The 17,872-nt window shown below is 60.5% G+C and carries 16 protein-coding genes and 4 tRNA genes; 7 read left to right on the top strand and 13 right to left on the bottom strand.

Going from position 1 to position 17,872, the window contains the following annotated elements:
• The first annotated feature begins 83 nt into the window (after positions 1–83).
• Complete coding sequence (locus C8K58_RS24975; protein WP_027607104.1) at positions 84–1,049, top strand: bile acid:sodium symporter family protein; 966 nt, start codon at positions 84–86, stop codon at positions 1,047–1,049.
• 107 nt (positions 1,050–1,156) lie between these two features.
• Positions 1,157–1,471, top strand: a complete 315-nt coding sequence (gene sugE, locus C8K58_RS24970) for a quaternary ammonium compound efflux SMR transporter SugE (RefSeq protein WP_027607103.1) — start codon at positions 1,157–1,159, stop codon at positions 1,469–1,471.
• Positions 1,472–1,527: 56 nt separating this feature from the next.
• On the opposite strand, the gene C8K58_RS24965 is transcribed toward sugE, so the two are convergent.
• The 3 genes from C8K58_RS24965 to C8K58_RS24955 all read right to left on the bottom strand — a co-directional run bounded on the left by C8K58_RS24965 (position 1,528) and on the right by C8K58_RS24955 (position 5,896).
• Positions 1,528–3,402: an MFS transporter gene (locus C8K58_RS24965; RefSeq protein WP_098480067.1), complete on the bottom strand. Its 1,875-nt coding sequence runs from the start codon at positions 3,400–3,402 to the stop codon at positions 1,528–1,530.
• 57 nt (positions 3,403–3,459) lie between these two features.
• On the bottom strand, positions 3,460–4,608 hold the full coding sequence (locus C8K58_RS24960; protein WP_108574514.1) for a TDT family transporter: 1,149 nt from the start codon (positions 4,606–4,608) through the stop codon (positions 3,460–3,462).
• A gap of 88 nt (positions 4,609–4,696) precedes the next feature.
• Entirely contained in the window at positions 4,697–5,896 is a 1,200-nt protein-coding gene (locus C8K58_RS24955) for an MFS transporter (protein ID WP_108574513.1), read from the bottom strand.
• Between the two features lie 91 nt (positions 5,897–5,987).
• Here C8K58_RS24955 and C8K58_RS24950 point away from each other — a divergent pair, with 91 nt between their 5' ends.
• Complete coding sequence (locus tag C8K58_RS24950; RefSeq protein ID WP_108574512.1) at positions 5,988–6,527, top strand: TetR/AcrR family transcriptional regulator; 540 nt, start codon at positions 5,988–5,990, stop codon at positions 6,525–6,527.
• Positions 6,528–6,593: 66 nt separating this feature from the next.
• Here C8K58_RS24950 and C8K58_RS24945 read toward each other — a convergent pair whose 3' ends face one another.
• The 4 genes from C8K58_RS24945 to C8K58_RS24930 all read right to left on the bottom strand — a co-directional run bounded on the left by C8K58_RS24945 (position 6,594) and on the right by C8K58_RS24930 (position 9,770).
• Complete coding sequence (locus C8K58_RS24945) at positions 6,594–7,373, bottom strand: ABC transporter permease (RefSeq protein WP_012723134.1); 780 nt, start codon at positions 7,371–7,373, stop codon at positions 6,594–6,596.
• Positions 7,370–8,302, bottom strand: a complete 933-nt coding sequence (locus tag C8K58_RS24940; RefSeq protein ID WP_027607098.1) for an ABC transporter ATP-binding protein — start codon at positions 8,300–8,302, stop codon at positions 7,370–7,372. The genes C8K58_RS24945 and C8K58_RS24940 overlap by 4 nt, the downstream gene beginning before the upstream one ends.
• 134 nt (positions 8,303–8,436) lie before the next feature.
• Positions 8,437–9,054 (bottom strand): glutathione S-transferase family protein, encoded by a 618-nt coding sequence (locus C8K58_RS24935; RefSeq protein ID WP_027607097.1) that lies wholly within the window; start codon positions 9,052–9,054, stop codon positions 8,437–8,439.
• Positions 9,055–9,110: 56 nt separating this feature from the next.
• Positions 9,111–9,770, bottom strand: a complete 660-nt coding sequence (locus C8K58_RS24930; protein WP_027607096.1) for a transglutaminase family protein — start codon at positions 9,768–9,770, stop codon at positions 9,111–9,113.
• Positions 9,771–9,961: 191 nt separating this feature from the next.
• Between C8K58_RS24930 and C8K58_RS24925 the strand changes: the two genes are divergently transcribed.
• The gene (locus C8K58_RS24925) at positions 9,962–12,409 is read left to right on the top strand and encodes an acyl-CoA dehydrogenase (protein WP_108574511.1); all 2,448 of its coding nucleotides are present in this window, start codon (positions 9,962–9,964) and stop codon (positions 12,407–12,409) included.
• Between the two features lie 75 nt (positions 12,410–12,484).
• Positions 12,485–12,892 (top strand): PA2817 family protein, encoded by a 408-nt coding sequence (locus C8K58_RS24920; protein WP_010567536.1) that lies wholly within the window; start codon positions 12,485–12,487, stop codon positions 12,890–12,892.
• A gap of 67 nt (positions 12,893–12,959) precedes the next feature.
• On the opposite strand, the gene C8K58_RS24915 is transcribed toward C8K58_RS24920, so the two are convergent.
• Complete coding sequence (locus C8K58_RS24915; RefSeq protein WP_092358551.1) at positions 12,960–13,892, bottom strand: LysR family transcriptional regulator; 933 nt, start codon at positions 13,890–13,892, stop codon at positions 12,960–12,962.
• Between the two features lie 89 nt (positions 13,893–13,981).
• Between C8K58_RS24915 and C8K58_RS24910 the strand changes: the two genes are divergently transcribed.
• On the top strand, positions 13,982–14,608 hold the full coding sequence (locus C8K58_RS24910; RefSeq protein ID WP_098480063.1) for a hypothetical protein: 627 nt from the start codon (positions 13,982–13,984) through the stop codon (positions 14,606–14,608).
• 147 nt (positions 14,609–14,755) lie between these two features.
• Complete coding sequence (locus tag C8K58_RS24905; protein WP_108574550.1) at positions 14,756–16,495, top strand: dipeptidase; 1,740 nt, start codon at positions 14,756–14,758, stop codon at positions 16,493–16,495.
• Between the two features lie 64 nt (positions 16,496–16,559).
• Here the strand turns inward: C8K58_RS24905 and C8K58_RS24900 are convergent, their stop codons facing one another.
• From C8K58_RS24900 to C8K58_RS24880, 5 genes are all read right to left on the bottom strand, one after another.
• Complete coding sequence (locus C8K58_RS24900; RefSeq protein ID WP_027607091.1) at positions 16,560–17,297, bottom strand: hypothetical protein; 738 nt, start codon at positions 17,295–17,297, stop codon at positions 16,560–16,562.
• Positions 17,298–17,441: 144 nt separating this feature from the next.
• A tRNA-Gly gene (locus C8K58_RS24895) sits at positions 17,442–17,517 on the bottom strand.
• 3 nt (positions 17,518–17,520) lie between these two features.
• Positions 17,521–17,596 (bottom strand) — tRNA-Glu (locus tag C8K58_RS24890).
• Between the two features lie 105 nt (positions 17,597–17,701).
• Positions 17,702–17,777, bottom strand: a tRNA-Gly gene (locus C8K58_RS24885).
• Positions 17,778–17,780: 3 nt separating this feature from the next.
• Positions 17,781–17,856 (bottom strand) — tRNA-Glu (locus tag C8K58_RS24880).
• Positions 17,857–17,872 lie beyond the last annotated feature (16 nt).

The raw sequence follows: 17,872 nt of genomic DNA, 5'->3' as shown, positions 1-17,872 counted from the left end.
AGATCAAATTGTGGGAGGGGAATTGCCCCCTCACACATTTGATCGCATTTGCACTTCAAGAATCTAATAACAAGGACACCCCCATGCGCGCACTCGCCGCCTTGAGCCGCTTCGTCGGCAATACCTTCGCCTACTGGGTGTTGATCTTCGCCGTTGTCGCGTTCCTCGAGCCCAGCTGGTTCATCGGCCTGAAAAGCGCCATCGTCCCGCTGCTGGGCCTGGTGATGTTCGGCATGGGGCTGACCCTCAAACTTGAAGACTTCGCCGAAGTCGCTCGCCACCCGTGGCGCGTGGCCCTGGGCGTGGTCGCGCATTTCGTGATCATGCCGGGGGTGGCGTGGCTGCTGTGCCAGGCCTTTCACCTGCCGCCGGAAATTGCCGTCGGCGTGATCCTGGTCGGTTGCTGCCCAAGCGGCACCTCATCCAACGTGATGACCTGGCTGGCCCGTGGCGACCTGGCGCTGTCGGTGGCCATCGCTGCCGTCACCACCCTCCTCGCCCCGCTGCTCACCCCGGCGCTGATCTGGCTGTTGGCCTCGGCCTGGTTGCCGGTGTCGTTCATGGAGTTGTTCTGGTCGATCCTGCAAGTGGTGCTGCTGCCGATCGTGCTCGGCGTGGTCGCGCAACGCGTGCTCGGCGAGCGGGTCCGCCATGCAGTGGACGTGCTGCCCCTGGTGTCGGTGGTCAGCATTGTGATCATCGTCGCCGCGGTAGTGGCTGCCAGCCAGGCGAAAATTGCCGAATCGGGCCTGCTGATCATGGCTGTGGTGATGCTGCACAACAGCTTCGGCTACCTGCTGGGCTACTTCACCGGCCGTGTGTTCAAACTACCATTGGCCCAACGCAAGTCGTTGGCACTGGAAGTGGGCATGCAGAACTCAGGGCTGGGCGCCGCCTTGGCCAGCGCGCACTTTTCGCCGTTGGCGGCAGTGCCCAGTGCGTTGTTCAGTGTCTGGCACAATATTTCCGGGGCATTGCTGTCGACGTATTTCCGCCGCATGAGCGAGAAGGAAGACCGCCGCGTACTGGAGAACACGCCGCAAACTTGATCGCATGATCAATTTTCGGCACTCTACCGGGCTTCGCGGGGACGACCTCGCGACGCTGTCGAGGCGCACAATCCGGGGACGACCCCGCCTATGGAAGCGAGGTCATCATGTCCTGGATCATTCTGTTTTTTGCCGGTCTGTTCGAAGTCGGCTGGGCCGTCGGCCTGAAGTACACCGACGGTTTCAGCAAGCCACTGCCCACCGCCCTGACGATTGCCGCCATGGCCATCAGCCTCGGCCTGCTGGGGCTGGCCATGAAAGAACTGCCCCTGGGCACCGCCTATGCCATCTGGACCGGTGTGGGCGCGGTGGGCACCGTGATTGCCGGGATTGTCCTGTTCGGGGAGTCCATGGCGTTGTTTCGATTGGCCAGTGTGGCGTTGATCATTTGCGGGCTTGTTGGGCTTAAGATCAGCGCTTAGGCCGCTACCGCCATCGGGGGCAAGCCCCCGATGAGTCCGGTACATCCAGCACAGAACTACCTGACACTCCCCCGCAAAACACCCACCACCGCCTGCAACTGCGCAGGCGTAGCCGCCTCCACGGCAACAGGCTCACCCGCCACCAATACCACCCGCGACCAGATCCGATGAAAGAAGCCCTTGTGCGGATCGCGGCTGAAGAAACTCCCCCACAGCCCCTGCAACGCCATCGGAATCACTGGCACCGGTGTCTCTTCCAGGATGCGCGTCACCCCACCACGGAACTCATTCATCTCGCCATCCGCCGTCAATTTGCCTTCCGGGAAGATACACACCAACTCCCCGTCCTTCAGGTACTGGGCAATGCGCGTGAAGGCCTTTTCGTAGATCTGGATGTCTTCATTGCGCCCGGCAATCGGAATCGCCCCGGCGGTGCGGAAGATAAAGTTCAGCACCGGCAAACGGTAGATCTTGTAGTACATGACAAAGCGAATCGGCCGACGCACCGCGCCACCGATCAACAACGCATCGACAAACGACACGTGATTGCACACCAGCAACGCCGCGCCTTCATCAGGGATAGCGTCAAGGTTGCGATGCTCCACGCGGTACATGGAGTGGCTGAGCAGCCAGATCATGAAGCGCATGGTGAACTCGGGGACGATCCTGAAGATGTAGGCGTTGACCGCGATGTTGAGCAGCGACACCACCAGGAACAACTCCGGGATCGACAGCTTGGCCACGCTCAGCAGCAGGATCGACACGATCGCCGAGACCACCATGAACAGCGCATTGAGAATGTTGTTGGCGGCGATCACCCGCGCCCGCTCGTTCTCGGCGGTACGCGACTGGATCAGCGCGTACAGCGGCACGATATAGAAGCCGCCGAACACACCCAGGCCAAGGATATCGAACAACACCCACCAGGCCTGGCCGTAGCTGAGCACCGCGAGCCAATCGTTGGCCTGGACGTTCTGCGGGAAACCGCCGGAATGCCACCAGAGCAGCAGGCCGAACACCGTCAGGCCGAACGAGCCAAACGGCACCAGGCCGATTTCCACCTTACGCCCGGAGAGTTTTTCGCAGAGCATCGAGCCCAGGGCGATGCCCACCGAGAACACCGTGAGGATCAGGGTGACCACGGTTTCATCGCCGTACAACCATTCCTTGGCGTAGGCCGGGATCTGCGTCAGGTAGATCGCGCCGACAAACCAGAACCACGAGTTACCGACAATCGAGCGCGACACCGCGGGCGTCTGCCCCAGGCCCATGCGCAGCGTGGCCCAGGACTGGGTGAAGATATTCCAGTCCAGGCGCAGTTGCGGCGTGGATGCGGCCGCCCGTGGAATGCTGCGGCTGGCCAGGTAACCCAGCACCGCCACGCCGACAATCGCCACCGCCACGATCGGCGCGTAATGGGTGGACGACATCATGATCCCGGCGCCAATGGTGCCGGCCAGGATGGCCAGGAACGTGCCCATCTCCACCAGGCCGTTGCCACCTACCAGCTCATCTTCGTGCAGGGCCTGGGGCATGATCGAGTACTTCACCGGACCGAACAGCGCCGAGTGGGTACCCATGGCAAACAACGCCAGCAGCATCAATTCCAAATGGTTGAACAGGAAGCCTGTGGCACCGACGGCCATGATCACGATCTCGCCGATCTTGATCGCACGGATCAACGCATCCTTGTTGAATTTCTCGCCAAACTGCCCGGCCAGCGCCGAAAACAGGAAGAACGGCAGGATAAACAGCAAGGCGCACAGGTTGACCCAAATGCTGCGGTCACCGTCGATGGTGAGCTTGTAGAGAATCGCCAGGATCAGCGATTGCTTGAAGATGTTGTCGTTGAAAGCGCCCAGCAACTGGGTGATGAAAAACGGCAGGAAGCGCCGTGTGCGCAGCAAGGTGAATTGTGAGGGGTGGCTCATCGTCCGTGTTCCTGCGTGGCCTAATAGTTATCAGGCCACGACTTTACCTAACTCCGCTTACTTATTCCCTAGTCCTGCAATGCACGGCGAAACAAAAAGCTCGCCTTTGTAGGCGCCCTGCACAGTGCGCTTGGCCACGATCAGCCACATCAGCGCCAACGCCGCCACCAGCAGGCTGCCGAAGGCGCTGAAGAAGCCCAGGTGCAGCAGGTTCGCCAGCTTCAGCGTGGCCAGGGCGTACACCCCCAACGGGAAGGTGAAGCCCCACCAACCCAGGTTGAACGGGATACCGCCGCGCAGGTAACGCAGGGTGATCAATACCGCGATCAGCATCCACCACAAGCCGAAGCCCCACAGGGTGATGCCTGCGACCAGGCCAAGCCCATTGGCTATTTCACCCACGCCGGGCAAGCCATTGGCGGCAAAGATCGCCGGAGCATCGCCGCCCAGCAACAACATGCCCAGGGCACCGGTACCGATCGGGCCCAACGCCAGCCAGCTCGACGCCGCCATGTTGGCGTGGGGCAGTTTGTGCAGGGCCATGCGCAACATCAGGATGGTCAGGATGCTGAACGCCACCGGCAGGGAAAACGCCCACAACACGTAGCTGGTCACCAGCATCACCAGTTGCGAATGAGCGTCCGCCAGGTGCGGCGCGAGCAAGCCGCCGCTGGCTGCGGCGACTTCGGCCGCCACCACCGGCAGCAGCCAGACCGCAGTCATCTGGTCGATGCTGTGTTCCTGGCGGGTGAACATCATGAAGGGAATCAGCACACCGCAGGCCAGGGCCATCGCCACATCCAGCCACCACAGGGCTTCGGCCAGCGGGATCACATCGGCGCCCCAACGCGGCAGGCCAAACAGCAGCAAGCCATTGAGAATGGTCGCCAGGCCCATGGGGATGGTGCCGAAGAACATCGAGACCGTGGAGTGCCCGAAAATCCGCCGCGCCTCGTGGAAAAACATCACCCAGCGCGCGGTATACAAGGCACTGAACAGAATGAACAGGCCAATGGTGAACCACCACAGTGCTTCGGCAATGGCCTGCAAACCTGGCAGGTTGACCGGCCATTGCGCCAGGGCCAGCGCCAGCACCCCGGTGCCCATGGTCGCGGCGAACCAGTTGGGGGTGAATTGGCGAATCACTTCCCGAGGCCGGGTCAGGTGACTGAAGGGTTTGTAGCTGATGGTCGTCGAGCAGTTCATGATGGCAATCCTCTTCCTCGCATGAGGTTGAGGCCATGGTAGAACCTGATCGAATATCTATATAACGGGTAATATCTCTAACTGTTATCTACTTTACAGATATGCAGGCCGCCTTGGATTTTGCCGAATCCTGCAGCAGCAAGGCGACCAACGCCCCGAGGGCCAGCAGGATCAGTACGGCGCCGTAACCGTCGGTGGTGACGATCAGGCCAAAGCGGCGAATCAGGTTGCCCGCCAGCAGCGAAGGCAAGCAGAACGCCAAATAACTCAGCACATAGAATGCCGACATCAAGCCTGCCCGTTCATGGGGCAAAGCCAGCGGCACCACACTGCGCAATGCGCCGAGAAAGCCGGCGCCAAAGCCGCTGCCGGCGATCAATGTGGCGATAAAAAACAGCGGCAGGCTGGCGCTGTGCACCGCCGTAAGGATCAGCGCCACCCCCACCGCCAGCAGCGTCGCGCCCAGGCGCAGCACCTTGCTGGCCGGGCGATTGCGCAGGGTGAAGATCATCAGCGCCCCGCTCAACGTCAGCACCGCCACCAGGCCGCCACCGATAAGGTTCGATGTAGAGCCTGTCGCCGCCCGTACCAGCGACGGCGCCAGGGACAGGTAAAAGCCCCCCATCGCCCACACCGCCACGTCCACCGGCAATGACAGCCACAACGCGCGACGCGCCTGGGGCGGCACATGCAGCGTGGGGCGCAGCGAGGCCAGTGCACCGGGAATACGATCAACGGTTTCCGGCAGGCGCCACACATACAGCGCCTGCATCAGCATCAGCGCCAGCAGCGTCCAGTAGATCAACTGCGTCGGCAGTGGCGCGAACTCCGCCAGCACACTGCTGCCCATCGCACCGCACGCCATGCCCAGCAGAGGTGCCACGCTGTTGACCAGCGGGCCCTGCTGGCGGTCGGTGTCGAGCAAGGCCGCGCCCAGCACCGCCGTGGCCATGCCGGTGGCAAACCCCTGTACGGTACGCGCTGCGATCAGCCAGGCCACACTGTCTTCATTGATAAACAGCAGCATCGCCAACATATTCAGGACCAATGCCGTAAAAATCACGGGCCTGCGTCCCAGGTGGTCCGACAGCGAGCCCACGGTCAACAGCGCCGCCAACAGGCTCAAGGCGTACACGCCAAAGATCAGCGTGAGCGTGCCCGCCGAAAAAAGCAGGCCCTCCTGATACAGGTGATACAACGGTGTCGGCGCACTGGAAGCGGCGAGAAACGTCAGCAACGTGACCGCGAGGAACACCAGGCTGGAACGATGAGAAGTGAGGCTGGACATGGGCACGCTCCGCTAAAGCTAATTTTTTGCTTTTGCGGAGTGTGCTACTCGCCGGCGCTTAAAGCAAATTCTTTGTGTTAAGGTCACAAGCATGGCGATAAAAGAAGGCCTCCGCCCGGGGGGCCGCAGTGCCCGGGTACAGGAATCGGTCCACTCGGCCGTGCGTGAATTGCTCGAAACCCATGAGCGCTCCAGTGTCACGGTGCCGATGATTGCCGCGCGCGCAGGCGTAACGCCCTCGACTATCTACCGGCGCTGGGGCGACCTCTCGGTGCTGCTCGCGGATGTGGCCCTGGCGCGTATGCGCCCCGACAGCGAGCCCGCCAACACCGGCAGCCTGCGTGGCGACTTGCGGGCGTGGGCCGAGCAATACCTGGATGAGATGAGTTCGGAGCCGGGCCGCAACATGATGCGCGACCTGCAATGCAGGGGGACGCCGGGCTACTGCGTGAGCATCTTGAGTGGGCAGCTTCAGGCGATTGTCGACCGTTATCCGCACCAGTCGCCACCGAGCGTGGACCACTTGATCAATCTGCTGGCAGCGCCGACGGTGTTTCGTATTCTGTTCTCAAGCGTGCCGCTGACGGCTGAAGAACTGCACGCGCTGATCGAGCTGGCTCTGCAGGCCTGAAGACCTGAAACAAAACCAAATGTGGGAGGGGGCAAGCCCCCTCCCACATTTTTTGACCGCGCTTTATCAGGTACGCATCCCGCGCCCGCTCACCAGCAGCTTCGCGCAACCGATATACAACACCACAGTCGCCACCAGCATGAAGGTGATCGCCACGCTGATCTTGATATCCGACACGCCCAGGATGCCGTAGCGGAAGGCGTTGACCATGTGCAGCACCGGGTTGGCCAGCGACACGGTCTGCCAGAACGGCGGTAGCAAGGTGATGGAGTAGAACACCCCGCCCAGGTAGGTCAGCGGCGTCAGCACGAAGGTCGGGATGATCGAGATGTCATCGAAATTGCGTGCAAATACGGCGTTGATAAACCCCAGCAGCGAGAAGATCGTCGCCGTCAACACCACCACCAGAATGGTGACGCCGAGGTGATGCACCTGCAGGTGGGTGAAGAACAGCGACAGCAGCGTCACGATCACACCCACCATCAAGCCGCGCAGTACGCCACCCAAGGTGTAGCCGATCAGGATGGTGTGGGGCGACACCGGCGAGACCATCAGCTCTTCGATGGAGCGCTGGAACTTGCTGCCGAAGAAACTGGAGACCACGTTGCCATAGGAGTTGGTGATCACCGACATCATGATCAGGCCCGGCACGATGTACTCCATATAGGTGAAACCACCCATGTCGCCGATCTGCCGGCCGATCAGGTTACCGAAGATCACGAAGTACAACACCATGGTGATCGCCGGCGGCAGCAGGGTCTGCGGCCAGATCCGGGTAAAGCGCTTCACTTCGCGGTAGACGATGGTCTGCAGTGCGACAAGGTTGGGCTGCAGCTCAGAACTCATACCGCCACCTTCGTCAGATTTTTCTCCACCAGGGACACGAACAACTCCTCAAGGCGATTGGTTTTATTACGCAGGCTCAGCACGTCGATGTTCTGCGCCGCCAACTGGGTGAACAACGCAGTGATGCCCATGGCTTTATCCACCTGGACTTCCAGGGTATGGCTGTCCACCAGGCGGCTGGGGTAGCCGAGCAGTTGCGGTGGTGCCGACAGGTTGTTCTTCAGGTCGAGCAGGAAGGTTTCCACATGCAGTTGGCCCAGCAGGTTACGCATGCTGGTGTTCTCGACGATGGTGCCGTGGTCGATGATGCCGATGTTGCGGCACAGCTGCTCAGCCTCTTCCAGGTAATGGGTGGTGAGGATGATGGTGATGCCCTTCTCGTTCAGCTCGGTGAGGAAGGTCCACATCGAGCGACGCAGTTCGATATCCACGCCGGCGGTGGGCTCATCGAGGATCAACAGGCGCGGTTCATGCACCAGTGCGCGGGCAATCATCAGGCGACGCTTCATGCCGCCGGACAGCGACCGGGACGGCACGTCGCGCTTGTCCCACAGGCCCAACTGGGTCAGGTATTGCTCGGCGCGCTCCTTGGCAACTTTCGCCGGGATGCCGTAGTAACCAGCCTGGGTCACGACAATGTCGAAAGTCTTTTCAAACTGGTTGAAGTTGAATTCCTGGGGCACCACGCCGATGGAACGCTTGAGCGCCGCCGGGGATTTGTCCAGGTCGTGGCCGAAGATATTCACCGTGCCGCTGGTCTTGTTGACCAGAGTGGAGAGGATACCGATGGTGGTGGATTTGCCGGCGCCGTTGGGGCCGAGCAAGGCGAAGAAGTCACCTTCAGCAACGTCCAGATCGATACCACTCAGGGCCTGGAAACCGTTGCCGTAGGTTTTGGTTAGCTGCCGGATGGACAGAGCGGAACTCATATCGGAATACGCACCAAAGAAGGGAATAGAAAGAGTAGATGAGGGCGCAGCGCACGTAGTTCAACGGCGGCGCATGACAGGCATGGTGCTTGCCCGAGCCGCACAAGTACAGTCACCTGTATTAATAGTCAGTATTAAGTCAACGCGGTCATGACCGCCTTGCGGTAGGCCGGGCGCTGTTGCAGGCGCTGGTACCAGGCCTCCAGATGGGGCATCGCAGGGCGCTCGATGGGCATCTCGAACCAGGCGTAGATAAAGCAGCCGAGGGGAATATCACCCATGCCGAAGGTCTCGCCCGACAGGTAAGGCTGCTCGGCCAATGCATCGTCAACGGTACTCAGTGCATCGATACAGGCCTGACGCCCGGCGTTGATGCTGCCCCAGTCCTGCTTCTCCGCCGGGGTGCGCACAACGCCCCAGAACACGGCCTTGAACGGCTCGGCGAGGGTCGAGGTGGTCCAGTCCATCCATTTCTCGGCGCTGGCACGCGCCTGCAGGTCGCTCGGGTATAACCCCGACGCGTGTTTGGCGCAGAGGTAGCGCACGATGGTGTTGGACTCCCACAGCACAAAGTCGCCATCCTCGATCATCGGCACCCGGCCATTCGGGTTCAATGCCCGGTATTGCGGCGTGTCCACCACGCCAAAAGCCCCGCCCGCATCAATTGCCTCATAGTCCAGGCCGAGTTCCTCGGCGCACCACAGTGCTTTCCTGACGTTTGATGAATTTTTACGACCCCAGATTTTCAGCATGACCGCGCCTTTTTGTTGATGAACATGGCTGGATGAACGCAGCAGCATACGCCGGTTCACCCGCGGCTCAAATCGCTCTGCATGTCGCCCAACAAGGCCGGCATCTGTTCGGCAAACAGGTGCGGGTAACATTTCTCCAGATGGGCGAAGAAGAAATCCTCGGGCACATCGGGAAACTGCCCATGGTCCACCACGTACTCCATCGAGCGCTGCCCCTGGCGGTTGAATGCATGGAACACGCTGTCGTTGATCCCGTCGAAGTCCAGTGGTGGCACGTCGAACACCTCACACAGTTGGCGGTTGAACGCCGGCGTCGCCTTAACCCAGCGGCCATCCAGGTAAAGCTCGGTGTAGCCGTGCATCGCGAACACATCGCTTTTGAGCAACGCGATCAGGCGCGGTGTCGACAGATGATTGCGCACATCCGCAAGACCGATGCGCGCCGGGATGCCGCAGTGGCGAGCGCAGGCGGCGAGCAAGGTGGCCTTGGGCACGCAATAGCTTTCGCCGGCGGCCAGGGCAAAGCTGGCGCTGAGGCTGCCGGGGTCGCGGCTGAAGGTGTAGGGGTTGTAGCGAATCGCCTCACGCACGGCGTAATAGAGACTGACCGCCTGGTCACGTAAATTCGCGCTGGAGCCGCGGTGTTTTTCGGCGAACTCCACCACCGCAGGGTGGTCACTATCGATGAAGCGGCTGGGGCTCAGGTACGTATCCATGAGTTAGATCTCCGAAGGAAGCCTGGAGTTTAACGACAGGTCCGCCACGGAGATAACGACGATTCGGCCAAATGTCGGCGCCTGATGCCAGGTGTTCCCAGTACAACTTGTAACACCCTGATCACCCCGCTTGTTCGGATGCCGACTAAGCTCCCTGGTGGTTTCGCCCCTGGTTTCACGGAGGATTGAATATGCTGTTGTTGTGGATACTGGTTCTGGTGGTCGGCATTGCCTACCTGGCACATCGCCGCGTCGCCCCCCTGCCCGCCCTGGGCGTGGTCGCCGTTTACCTGCTGGCGATGGGCGCCTGGAGCCATGCACCGGGTTGGCTGCTGCTGATTTTCTGGGTATTGATCGCTGTGGTGGCCGCGCCCTTGCTGCTGCCGGACCTGCGCCGCCAATACTTCACCAAGCCGCTGTTCAGCTGGTTCCAGAAAGTCCTGCCGCCGATGTCCGAGACCGAGCGCGACGCCATCGACGCCGGCACCGTGTGGTGGGACGGCGAACTGTTCAGCGGTCGTCCCGACTGGGACAAATTGCTGGCCTACCCCAAGGTCCAACTGACCGAGGAAGAACAGGCCTTTATCGACGGCCCCACCGAAGAACTCTGCGCCATGGTCAGCGACTGGGAAATCGGCCAGGCCATGGACCTGCCGCCGGCCGCGTGGGAGCACATCAAGACCCACGGTTTCTTCGCCCTGATCATTCCCAAGGAATATGGCGGCAAGGGCTTCTCCGCTTATGCCCACTCCCAGGTCGCGATGAAACTCGCCACCCGCAGCGGCGACCTCGCCTCCACCGTGATGGTGCCCAACTCCCTCGGCCCGGCCGAATTGCTGTTGCATTACGGCACCGACGAACAACGCAACCACTACCTGCCGCGCCTGGCGCGTGGCGATGACATCCCCTGCTTCGCCCTCACCGGCCCGCTGGCCGGTTCCGATGCCGGCGCCATGCCTGACACGGGGGTGATCTGCAAAGGCGAATGGGAAGGCAAGGAAACCCTCGGCCTGCGCCTGAACTGGGAAAAACGCTACATCACCCTTGGCCCGGTCGCGACCCTGCTGGGCCTGGCCTTCAAGGCCCATGACCCCGACCACCTGCTGGGTGAAGAAGAAGACCTGGGTATCAGCCTCGCACTGATCCCTACCAACACCGCCGGTGTGGAAATCGGCCGTCGCCACCTGCCCCTCGGCGCCGCGTTCATGAACGGTCCGAACTCCGGCAAGGACGTGTTCATCCCCTTGGAATACCTCATCGGCGGCCAGGAAATGCTCGGCAAAGGCTGGATGATGCTGATGAACTGCCTGTCGGTCGGCCGTTCGATCTCCCTGCCCGCCGTGGGCACCGGCGCTGCCAAGTTCACCAGCCTGGTCACCGGCCAGTACGCCCAGGTGCGCGAGCAGTTCAACGTACCGCTGTCAGCCTTCGAAGGTATCCAGGAAGCCCTGGCGCGCATCGGCGGCAACGCCTGGCTGATGGACAGCGCACGCATGCTCACCGCCAATGCCGTGGACCTTGGGGAAAAACCCTCGGTGCTGTCGGCGATCCTCAAGTACCACCTGACCGAACGCGGCCGCGAGTGCATCAGCCACGCCATGGACGTACACGGCGGCAAGGGCATCATCATGGGCCCGAACAACTACCTGGGCCGCAGCTGGCAGGGCGCGCCGATCTTCATCACCGTGGAAGGCGCGAATATCCTCTCGCGCAACCTGATGATCTTCGGCCAGGGTGCCATCCGCTGCCATCCGTTCGTGCTCAAGGAAATGGCGTTGGCCGGTCGTGAGGACCACGATCAGGCGCTGAAGGAGTTCGACGGGCTGCTGATGCAACACATTGGTTTTGCCGTGAGCAATGCCGCCAGCACCCTGGTGCTGAACCTCGGCGTGGGGCATTTCGAGAAAGCCCCGGGCAACCGTTTGAGCCAGGGTTATTTCCGCGCATTGAACCGCCAGGCTGCCGCGTTCGCGCTGCTGGCGGACCTGAGCATGATGCTGCTGGGTGGCGAGTTGAAACGCCGCGAACGCCTGTCGGCACGCCTCGGTGACGTACTGAGCCACATGTACCTGGCATCGGCGGCACTCAAGCGTTACCACGACCTGGATTCGCCGGATCACCTGGAACCGCTGTTCGCCTGGGCCATGGAAGAAAGCCTCGGCGAGTCCGAGCGTGCGCTGGATGAACTGTTGACCAACTTCCCGAATAAAGTGCTGGGCTGCCTGCTGCGGGTGATTGTGTTCCCGTTCGGGCGTCGCCATACCGGTCCGTCCGATGCGCTGGATGCGGAAGTGGCCGCGGTGATTGGGCGCGCCAAAGGCGATCCGACCCTGGAAGAATTGCTGGCTGGTTGCTACCGCCCACAATCGGCAGACGATCCGGTGGGCGCGCTGCAACACGCCTACGACCTGCTGGGTGCCAGCCACCCGCTGCAGAAAAAACTGCATGCCGCGCTCAAAAGCGGCCAGGTCAAACCGACTGCCGGCGAGCATGCCATCGACGCCGCGCTGCATGCCGGTGTGCTGCAACCGGCGGAAGCGCAAACCTTGCGTGACGCCGAAGCGGCACGGCGCAAGGTGATCGACGTGGATGATTTCAGCAAGGAAGAGCTGGTACACGCTGAAGGTAAAGTCCGCTGAGTCCGGCGGTCATATAAAAACGGGCGCGAGAGGCATATACTCTCGCGCCCGTTTTTGCTTTAGAGGACTTATCTCGTGTCCAACGTCGTTGCCGATCATCTCGTCTTGCTCGACCACCTGCGCAGCATCCTGGTTGCCGTCGGCGAAGCCGAACAGGTGCCCGAGGAAAGCCACACCCTGTTCCTGGAGCGCTTCGACGAACTGCGCGCACTGCTGCCGATCGACCCGATCGAAAGCCAGTACCTGGGCCAGGACCTGATGAGTCAGGTCATCCTGCGCTACCCGCAGATCGCCCACCTGGTCCCGCGCGACCTGCTGTGGTTCTTCGGCGGCGATTGCCTGCACTTCATGCCCGACGAAGAACTGGACCTGTACCAGGCCCTGGAAGAGCGTCGCTTTGAAGCCGAACAAAACGACGAACCGTTCGACTGGAACCAGGAAAAGCAACTGCTGGCCATGCCGCAGGACCAAAGCAAACACTGATTGTTCAAGACACTGCACAACTGAATGCGGGAGGGAGCAAGCCCTCCTCCCACATTTTCGACCGCGCCTATCGCCGGCGCAATGTCGGCTCCCTCGCCATGCACTCCACCAGATAATCGATAAACACCCGCAGCTTCGGCGGCAGGTAGCGCGTGGGCGAATGCAACAACCACGCCTCGCCATGGTAGGACGCAATAAAGTCCCACCCGGGCAGCACCTGTACCAAACGCCCCTCCTCCAACGCATGACGCGCGGTGAAATAGGGCAAGCTGCCAATTCCCACGTGCTGCAACACCGCATCCAGCCGAACGCCGGTGTGGTTCGCCGCATAACGTCCACGCACGCCAACCGTCACCGCCTTGCCGCCCTGGCGGAATTTCCAGCGCGAGTCACCCGGTGTTTCCCCCAGGTAGATACAACTGTGCTCCAGCAAATCATGGGGATGACTCGGCGTGCCATGCTCGGCCAGGTACTGCGGTGTCGCGCACAGCAAGTGCTCGATGGGCAATAGCTGTCGCCCGACCAGCCCCGGTGGCGGACTGTCGGTGATGCGAATGCTCAGGTCGACATTGTCGTCGATCAGGTCTACATGCCGGTCTTCAAGGATCAGTTGCACATCCACCTTGGGATAACGCCGCAGGAACTCCGGCATATGCGGGTGCACCACAAACCGCCCGACCGCCTTCGGCACACTGACCCGCACCAGGCCCTCGGCCTCGTGGGCGAACTGGCCGCTGATTTCCATCACTGAGCGCGCCGCGCTGACCATCTCCTGGCAGCGTTTGAAGACCTCCTCACCGGCTTCACTCAGGCGCAATTTGCGCGTGGTGCGTTGCAACAAGCGGGTTGCCAGGGCCTTCTCCAGACGCGAGATGCTACGGCTCACTGCCGACGGCGAAACGCTCAACTGCCGCGCCGCTTCGGAGAAGCTGCCGGTCTCCACTACCTTGACGAAAATCGCCATTTCGCCCAGCAGCGGCAAAGGAAGATTGATGCTCATGACGCACAGGTCCATTGATAATTGAGTGGATTATCACCTATCCACGCACTATTTATACTCCCCGCAGAACCCTGATGCGGATGTAGAAAATGACCGAGCGCCTGTTTTTCACCCATGACCACCTGACCGCCGAGCTTGAAGTACTCAGTTGCACCCCCTGCGAGGGCCAGTTTGCGGTCGTTTTGCAATCGACGATTTTTCATCCCCAAGGCGGTGGCCAGCCGTTCGATACCGGCTGGCTGGGCGACAGCCAGGTGCTGCGAGTCACCCAGGAAACCGATCGCGTGGTGCACTATGTCAACCAACCGGTGGAACCGGGCCCCATCACCGCGCGAGTCGACGAACCGCGCCGAACCCTGCACACCCGCCTGCACTCCGCCGGGCATTTGATCGGCAACGCCGGCGAAACCCTGGGCTGGCTGCCGATCAAGGCGCACCACTGGCCAGGTGAAGGCAAGATCACTTTTATCCGTGGCGAAACCGCGCAAGCCATGGACGCCGAGATCATTCAACAGCAGATCAACCAATGGATCGCCGCCGACTATCCGCGCCATATGGCCCTGGACGACGGCACCCGCGAAGTGGGCTTCGGTGATCTGCCCACCTACGCTTGCGGCGGTACCCATGTGCAAACGCTGGGCGAGTTGGGTCAGGTAACGATCCTGGCGCTTTCGGAGAAAAAGGGCGCGTTGTCGGTGCGTTACAGCCTGGACTAAAGCACGGGGTCGAGGGTGATATCGAGTTTTTAGATAAGCCTCCCAGTGGCCTCCCGGGCACACCTTGGCAGTGGTAGTGTGTCGAAATATTTCTGACACGTTGATCAGGAATCCCCTATTTCCCTTTGCAAAGGAATGCCCCTGACCATGCACTTTCGACTCAAGCAATTGGCGGCTGCCACCCTGTTCGCGACCAGCCTTTCGATGATGACCACGCCTGCCTTTGCCAACATCACCCCAGAGCAAAGCACGGCGATCCTGAAGAGCTTCAGCGAAACGTCGGTCACGGATTTCCGTGGTTTCCTCGGCACCCTGGCCAAAGGCGACCTGGGCAAGGCCGACGACGTAGGCCCGGCGATCGGTGCCTTCCTCGATAACAAAACCCTGAGTGCCGACCAGCAGAACGAGATCCACCGCCTGCTGGGTATTTACACCCGAGTGAAATACGGCAAGGCCACCTTAGATACCCTGCGCGAACTGGTAGAAATCCCGACCTTCAACGTGGACGGCGTGCCGCAGTACAAAAATCCGGAATTCATCCGGATTGCCGACAAGATCCAGGCCCTGGCCAAGACCTTCAACCTGAACTTCCGTAACATCGACAACCGCGTGTACGAGATTTCCCTGGCAGGCAGCGGCGACGAAGTGGTAGGTATCCACGCCCACGCCGACGTGGTGCCGGTGACGCCGGAGAACTGGGTGTTGAAAGACGGCACCAGGCTCGACCCGTTCAAGGTCACGCTGATCGGCGACCGCATGTATGGCCGTGGCACCGAGGATGACAAAAACGGCATCGTGGTGGCGATGTACGCCATGAAGGTGATCAAGGAAGAAAAGTTGCCGCTGGCACGAAACTTCAAGCTGCTGGTGGACACCACCGAAGAAACTTCCGGCGACGCGATCCCCTATTACTTCGAACGCAACCCGACGCCACAGTACAACCTGGCGCTGGATGGCGGCTACCCGGTGGTGATTGCCGAAAAAGGTTATGGCACTGTCATGGCCACCTTCCCGCGCCGCAAAGGGGAAGGCAAAGGCGCGGAAATCATTGCGATGACCGGCGGCATGGCCACCAACCAGATTCCCTCGGCCTCGGTTGCCACGTTGATCAGCGACACGCCGGCCGAACTGGCCGCCAGCCTGCAAAAAGCCGGTACGGAGTATGCCAAACGCAACGGCGGTGATTTCGAAGTGACAGCCAAGGTGGTTGGCAAAGAGGTCAAGCTGACAGTGACCGGGGTTTCCGCGCACTCCTCCGAGCCCGAATCCGGCATCAACCCGGTGTCGCGCATGCTGGAGCTGATCCACAGCATCGACGGCAAGATCGCCCTCAAGCACAACCACATCACCGACGCGGCCCGTTATGCCTCGGACAACTGGGGCCTGGATTATCTGGGCGGCAAATTGGGCGTGGGTTTCTCCGATGATTTCATGGGGCCGCTGACCACCTCGCTGACCTTTGTCGGCCTGGATGACAAAGCCTTCAAGCTGGCGGTGAACCTGCGTGTACCAAAGGGCAAATCGCCGGATAAACTGAAAGCCGAGATTTCGGACAAGTTGAGCGCCTGGGACAAGCAAACCAAAGTCAATGTGGACTTCACTTACTCGGTCGCCGAACCGATGTACCGCAACCCGGAAGGTGAGTGGGTGAAGGCCTTGTTGGCCGTGGCCAGCGAAAACCTGGGCATGGAGCACAAATTCGGCACCTCAGCCGGCGCGACGTCCGTGCATGAACTGCCCAATGGCGTGCAATTCGGCCTGGCGCGGCCGGAAGTGAAGTACACCGGGCACACCGACAATGAGTTCAAGACGGTCGACCAGTTCTTGCTGGATCTGCAGATCGTCACCGAAATGATGGGGCGTATCGGACAGTTGCCGAAGCTCTGACAGCGATTGAAGTGTGCGCAAAAAAACGCCGGTCAGTGATGATCGGCATTTTTATTCAGGTTCTTCATGCGCCCAGGTATCGCTTGCGCTCCTGCTCCCGCTGCAACATGTCCAGGGGTGGGTAGTAGATATACAGGGAAGACTCGATGGCAAACCATGCCGACGCCAACATTACCCCGCCCGCTACCACGACCATGCTGGCCAGAAACAGCCCCGTATCACCCAGTACATGCATGGCCGAGAAAATCAGCGAACCAGTGCCGAATCCAAAATATGGCACCGCCCAATCCACGACGGACAGCACCAAACAACCAAACACCAAGTGCGCTACTTTGTTCATCATCAACCGGTGCTGTTCTCGCAACTGCACATGCCGCTGATACCAGCTAAGCAGGAAATCACTGTTTTCCTTCAGTGCCAGGTCCAGAAGGTCGTTGGCCCACACATAACCGCTCCCCCTTGAAGGAGGTGTATAGGCATCACCCAAGAGCTTTGGAAAGGCCATTCGCAACCTTGTGCCGATCCCACGAACGATTTCCGTCAACAGCGGCAGAACGAAAGACACCACCAGCGCAAAAGAGGCAGCGGTGACCGCCAGGAATCCCAAGTCAGCAAGCAATGCGTCGCTGCTGGTCGTCCATTCCACCAAGGGCGTCCGGGTATGGATTAGCAAAGCGATATCAAGAAACAGCACAACGCTGACAAAGCGCATTGCCCAATGGAAATCCCATGCTTTTTCCAAGGCGCTGATACCCAATGGGGCGACCTTGGTTTCACCGGACGATTGAGAAGTTTCTGCCATCACGCGTGCTCCTTGAACTCAAACGCCAGACTATATCTCGAACACGCCAGGATCTGAGCCAGGAAGATGACAGGTTCAGGCAGATGAACAAATAACGCACAAACAAAAACGCCGATCATCACTGATCGGCGTTTTTGTTGAATATGGAGCGGGAAACGAGACTCGAACTCGCGACCCCGACCTTGGCAAGGTCGTGCTCTACCAACTGAGCTATTCCCGCAAATGGCGTCCCCTAGGGGACTCGAACCCCTGTTACCGCCGTGAAAGGGCGGTGTCCTAGGCCACTAGACGAAGGGGACACGCTACTGAAACACATGGTGTGTATTTCAGTGCCCAGAGGCCTCGTCCGAAGACTTGGTCCTGGTTTCACTCAGTGCCGCCCGAAAGCCACACTGCTTGTAAATTGGAGCGGGAAACGAGACTCGAACTCGCGACCCCGACCTTGGCAAGGTCGTGCTCTACCAACTGAGCTATTCCCGCATATGGCGTCCCCTAGGGGACTCGAACCCCTGTTACCGCCGTGAAAGGGCGGTGTCCTAGGCCACTAGACGAAGGGGACACACGTACAACATTCA

Origin of the sequence: Pseudomonas sp. GV047 (assembly GCF_003058245.1) — a bacterium.
Lineage (GTDB): Bacteria > Pseudomonadota > Gammaproteobacteria > Pseudomonadales > Pseudomonadaceae > Aquipseudomonas > Aquipseudomonas marginalis.
The sequence above is the reverse complement of the archived record's forward strand: the minus strand, read 5'-3'. Positions and strand labels throughout refer to the sequence as shown.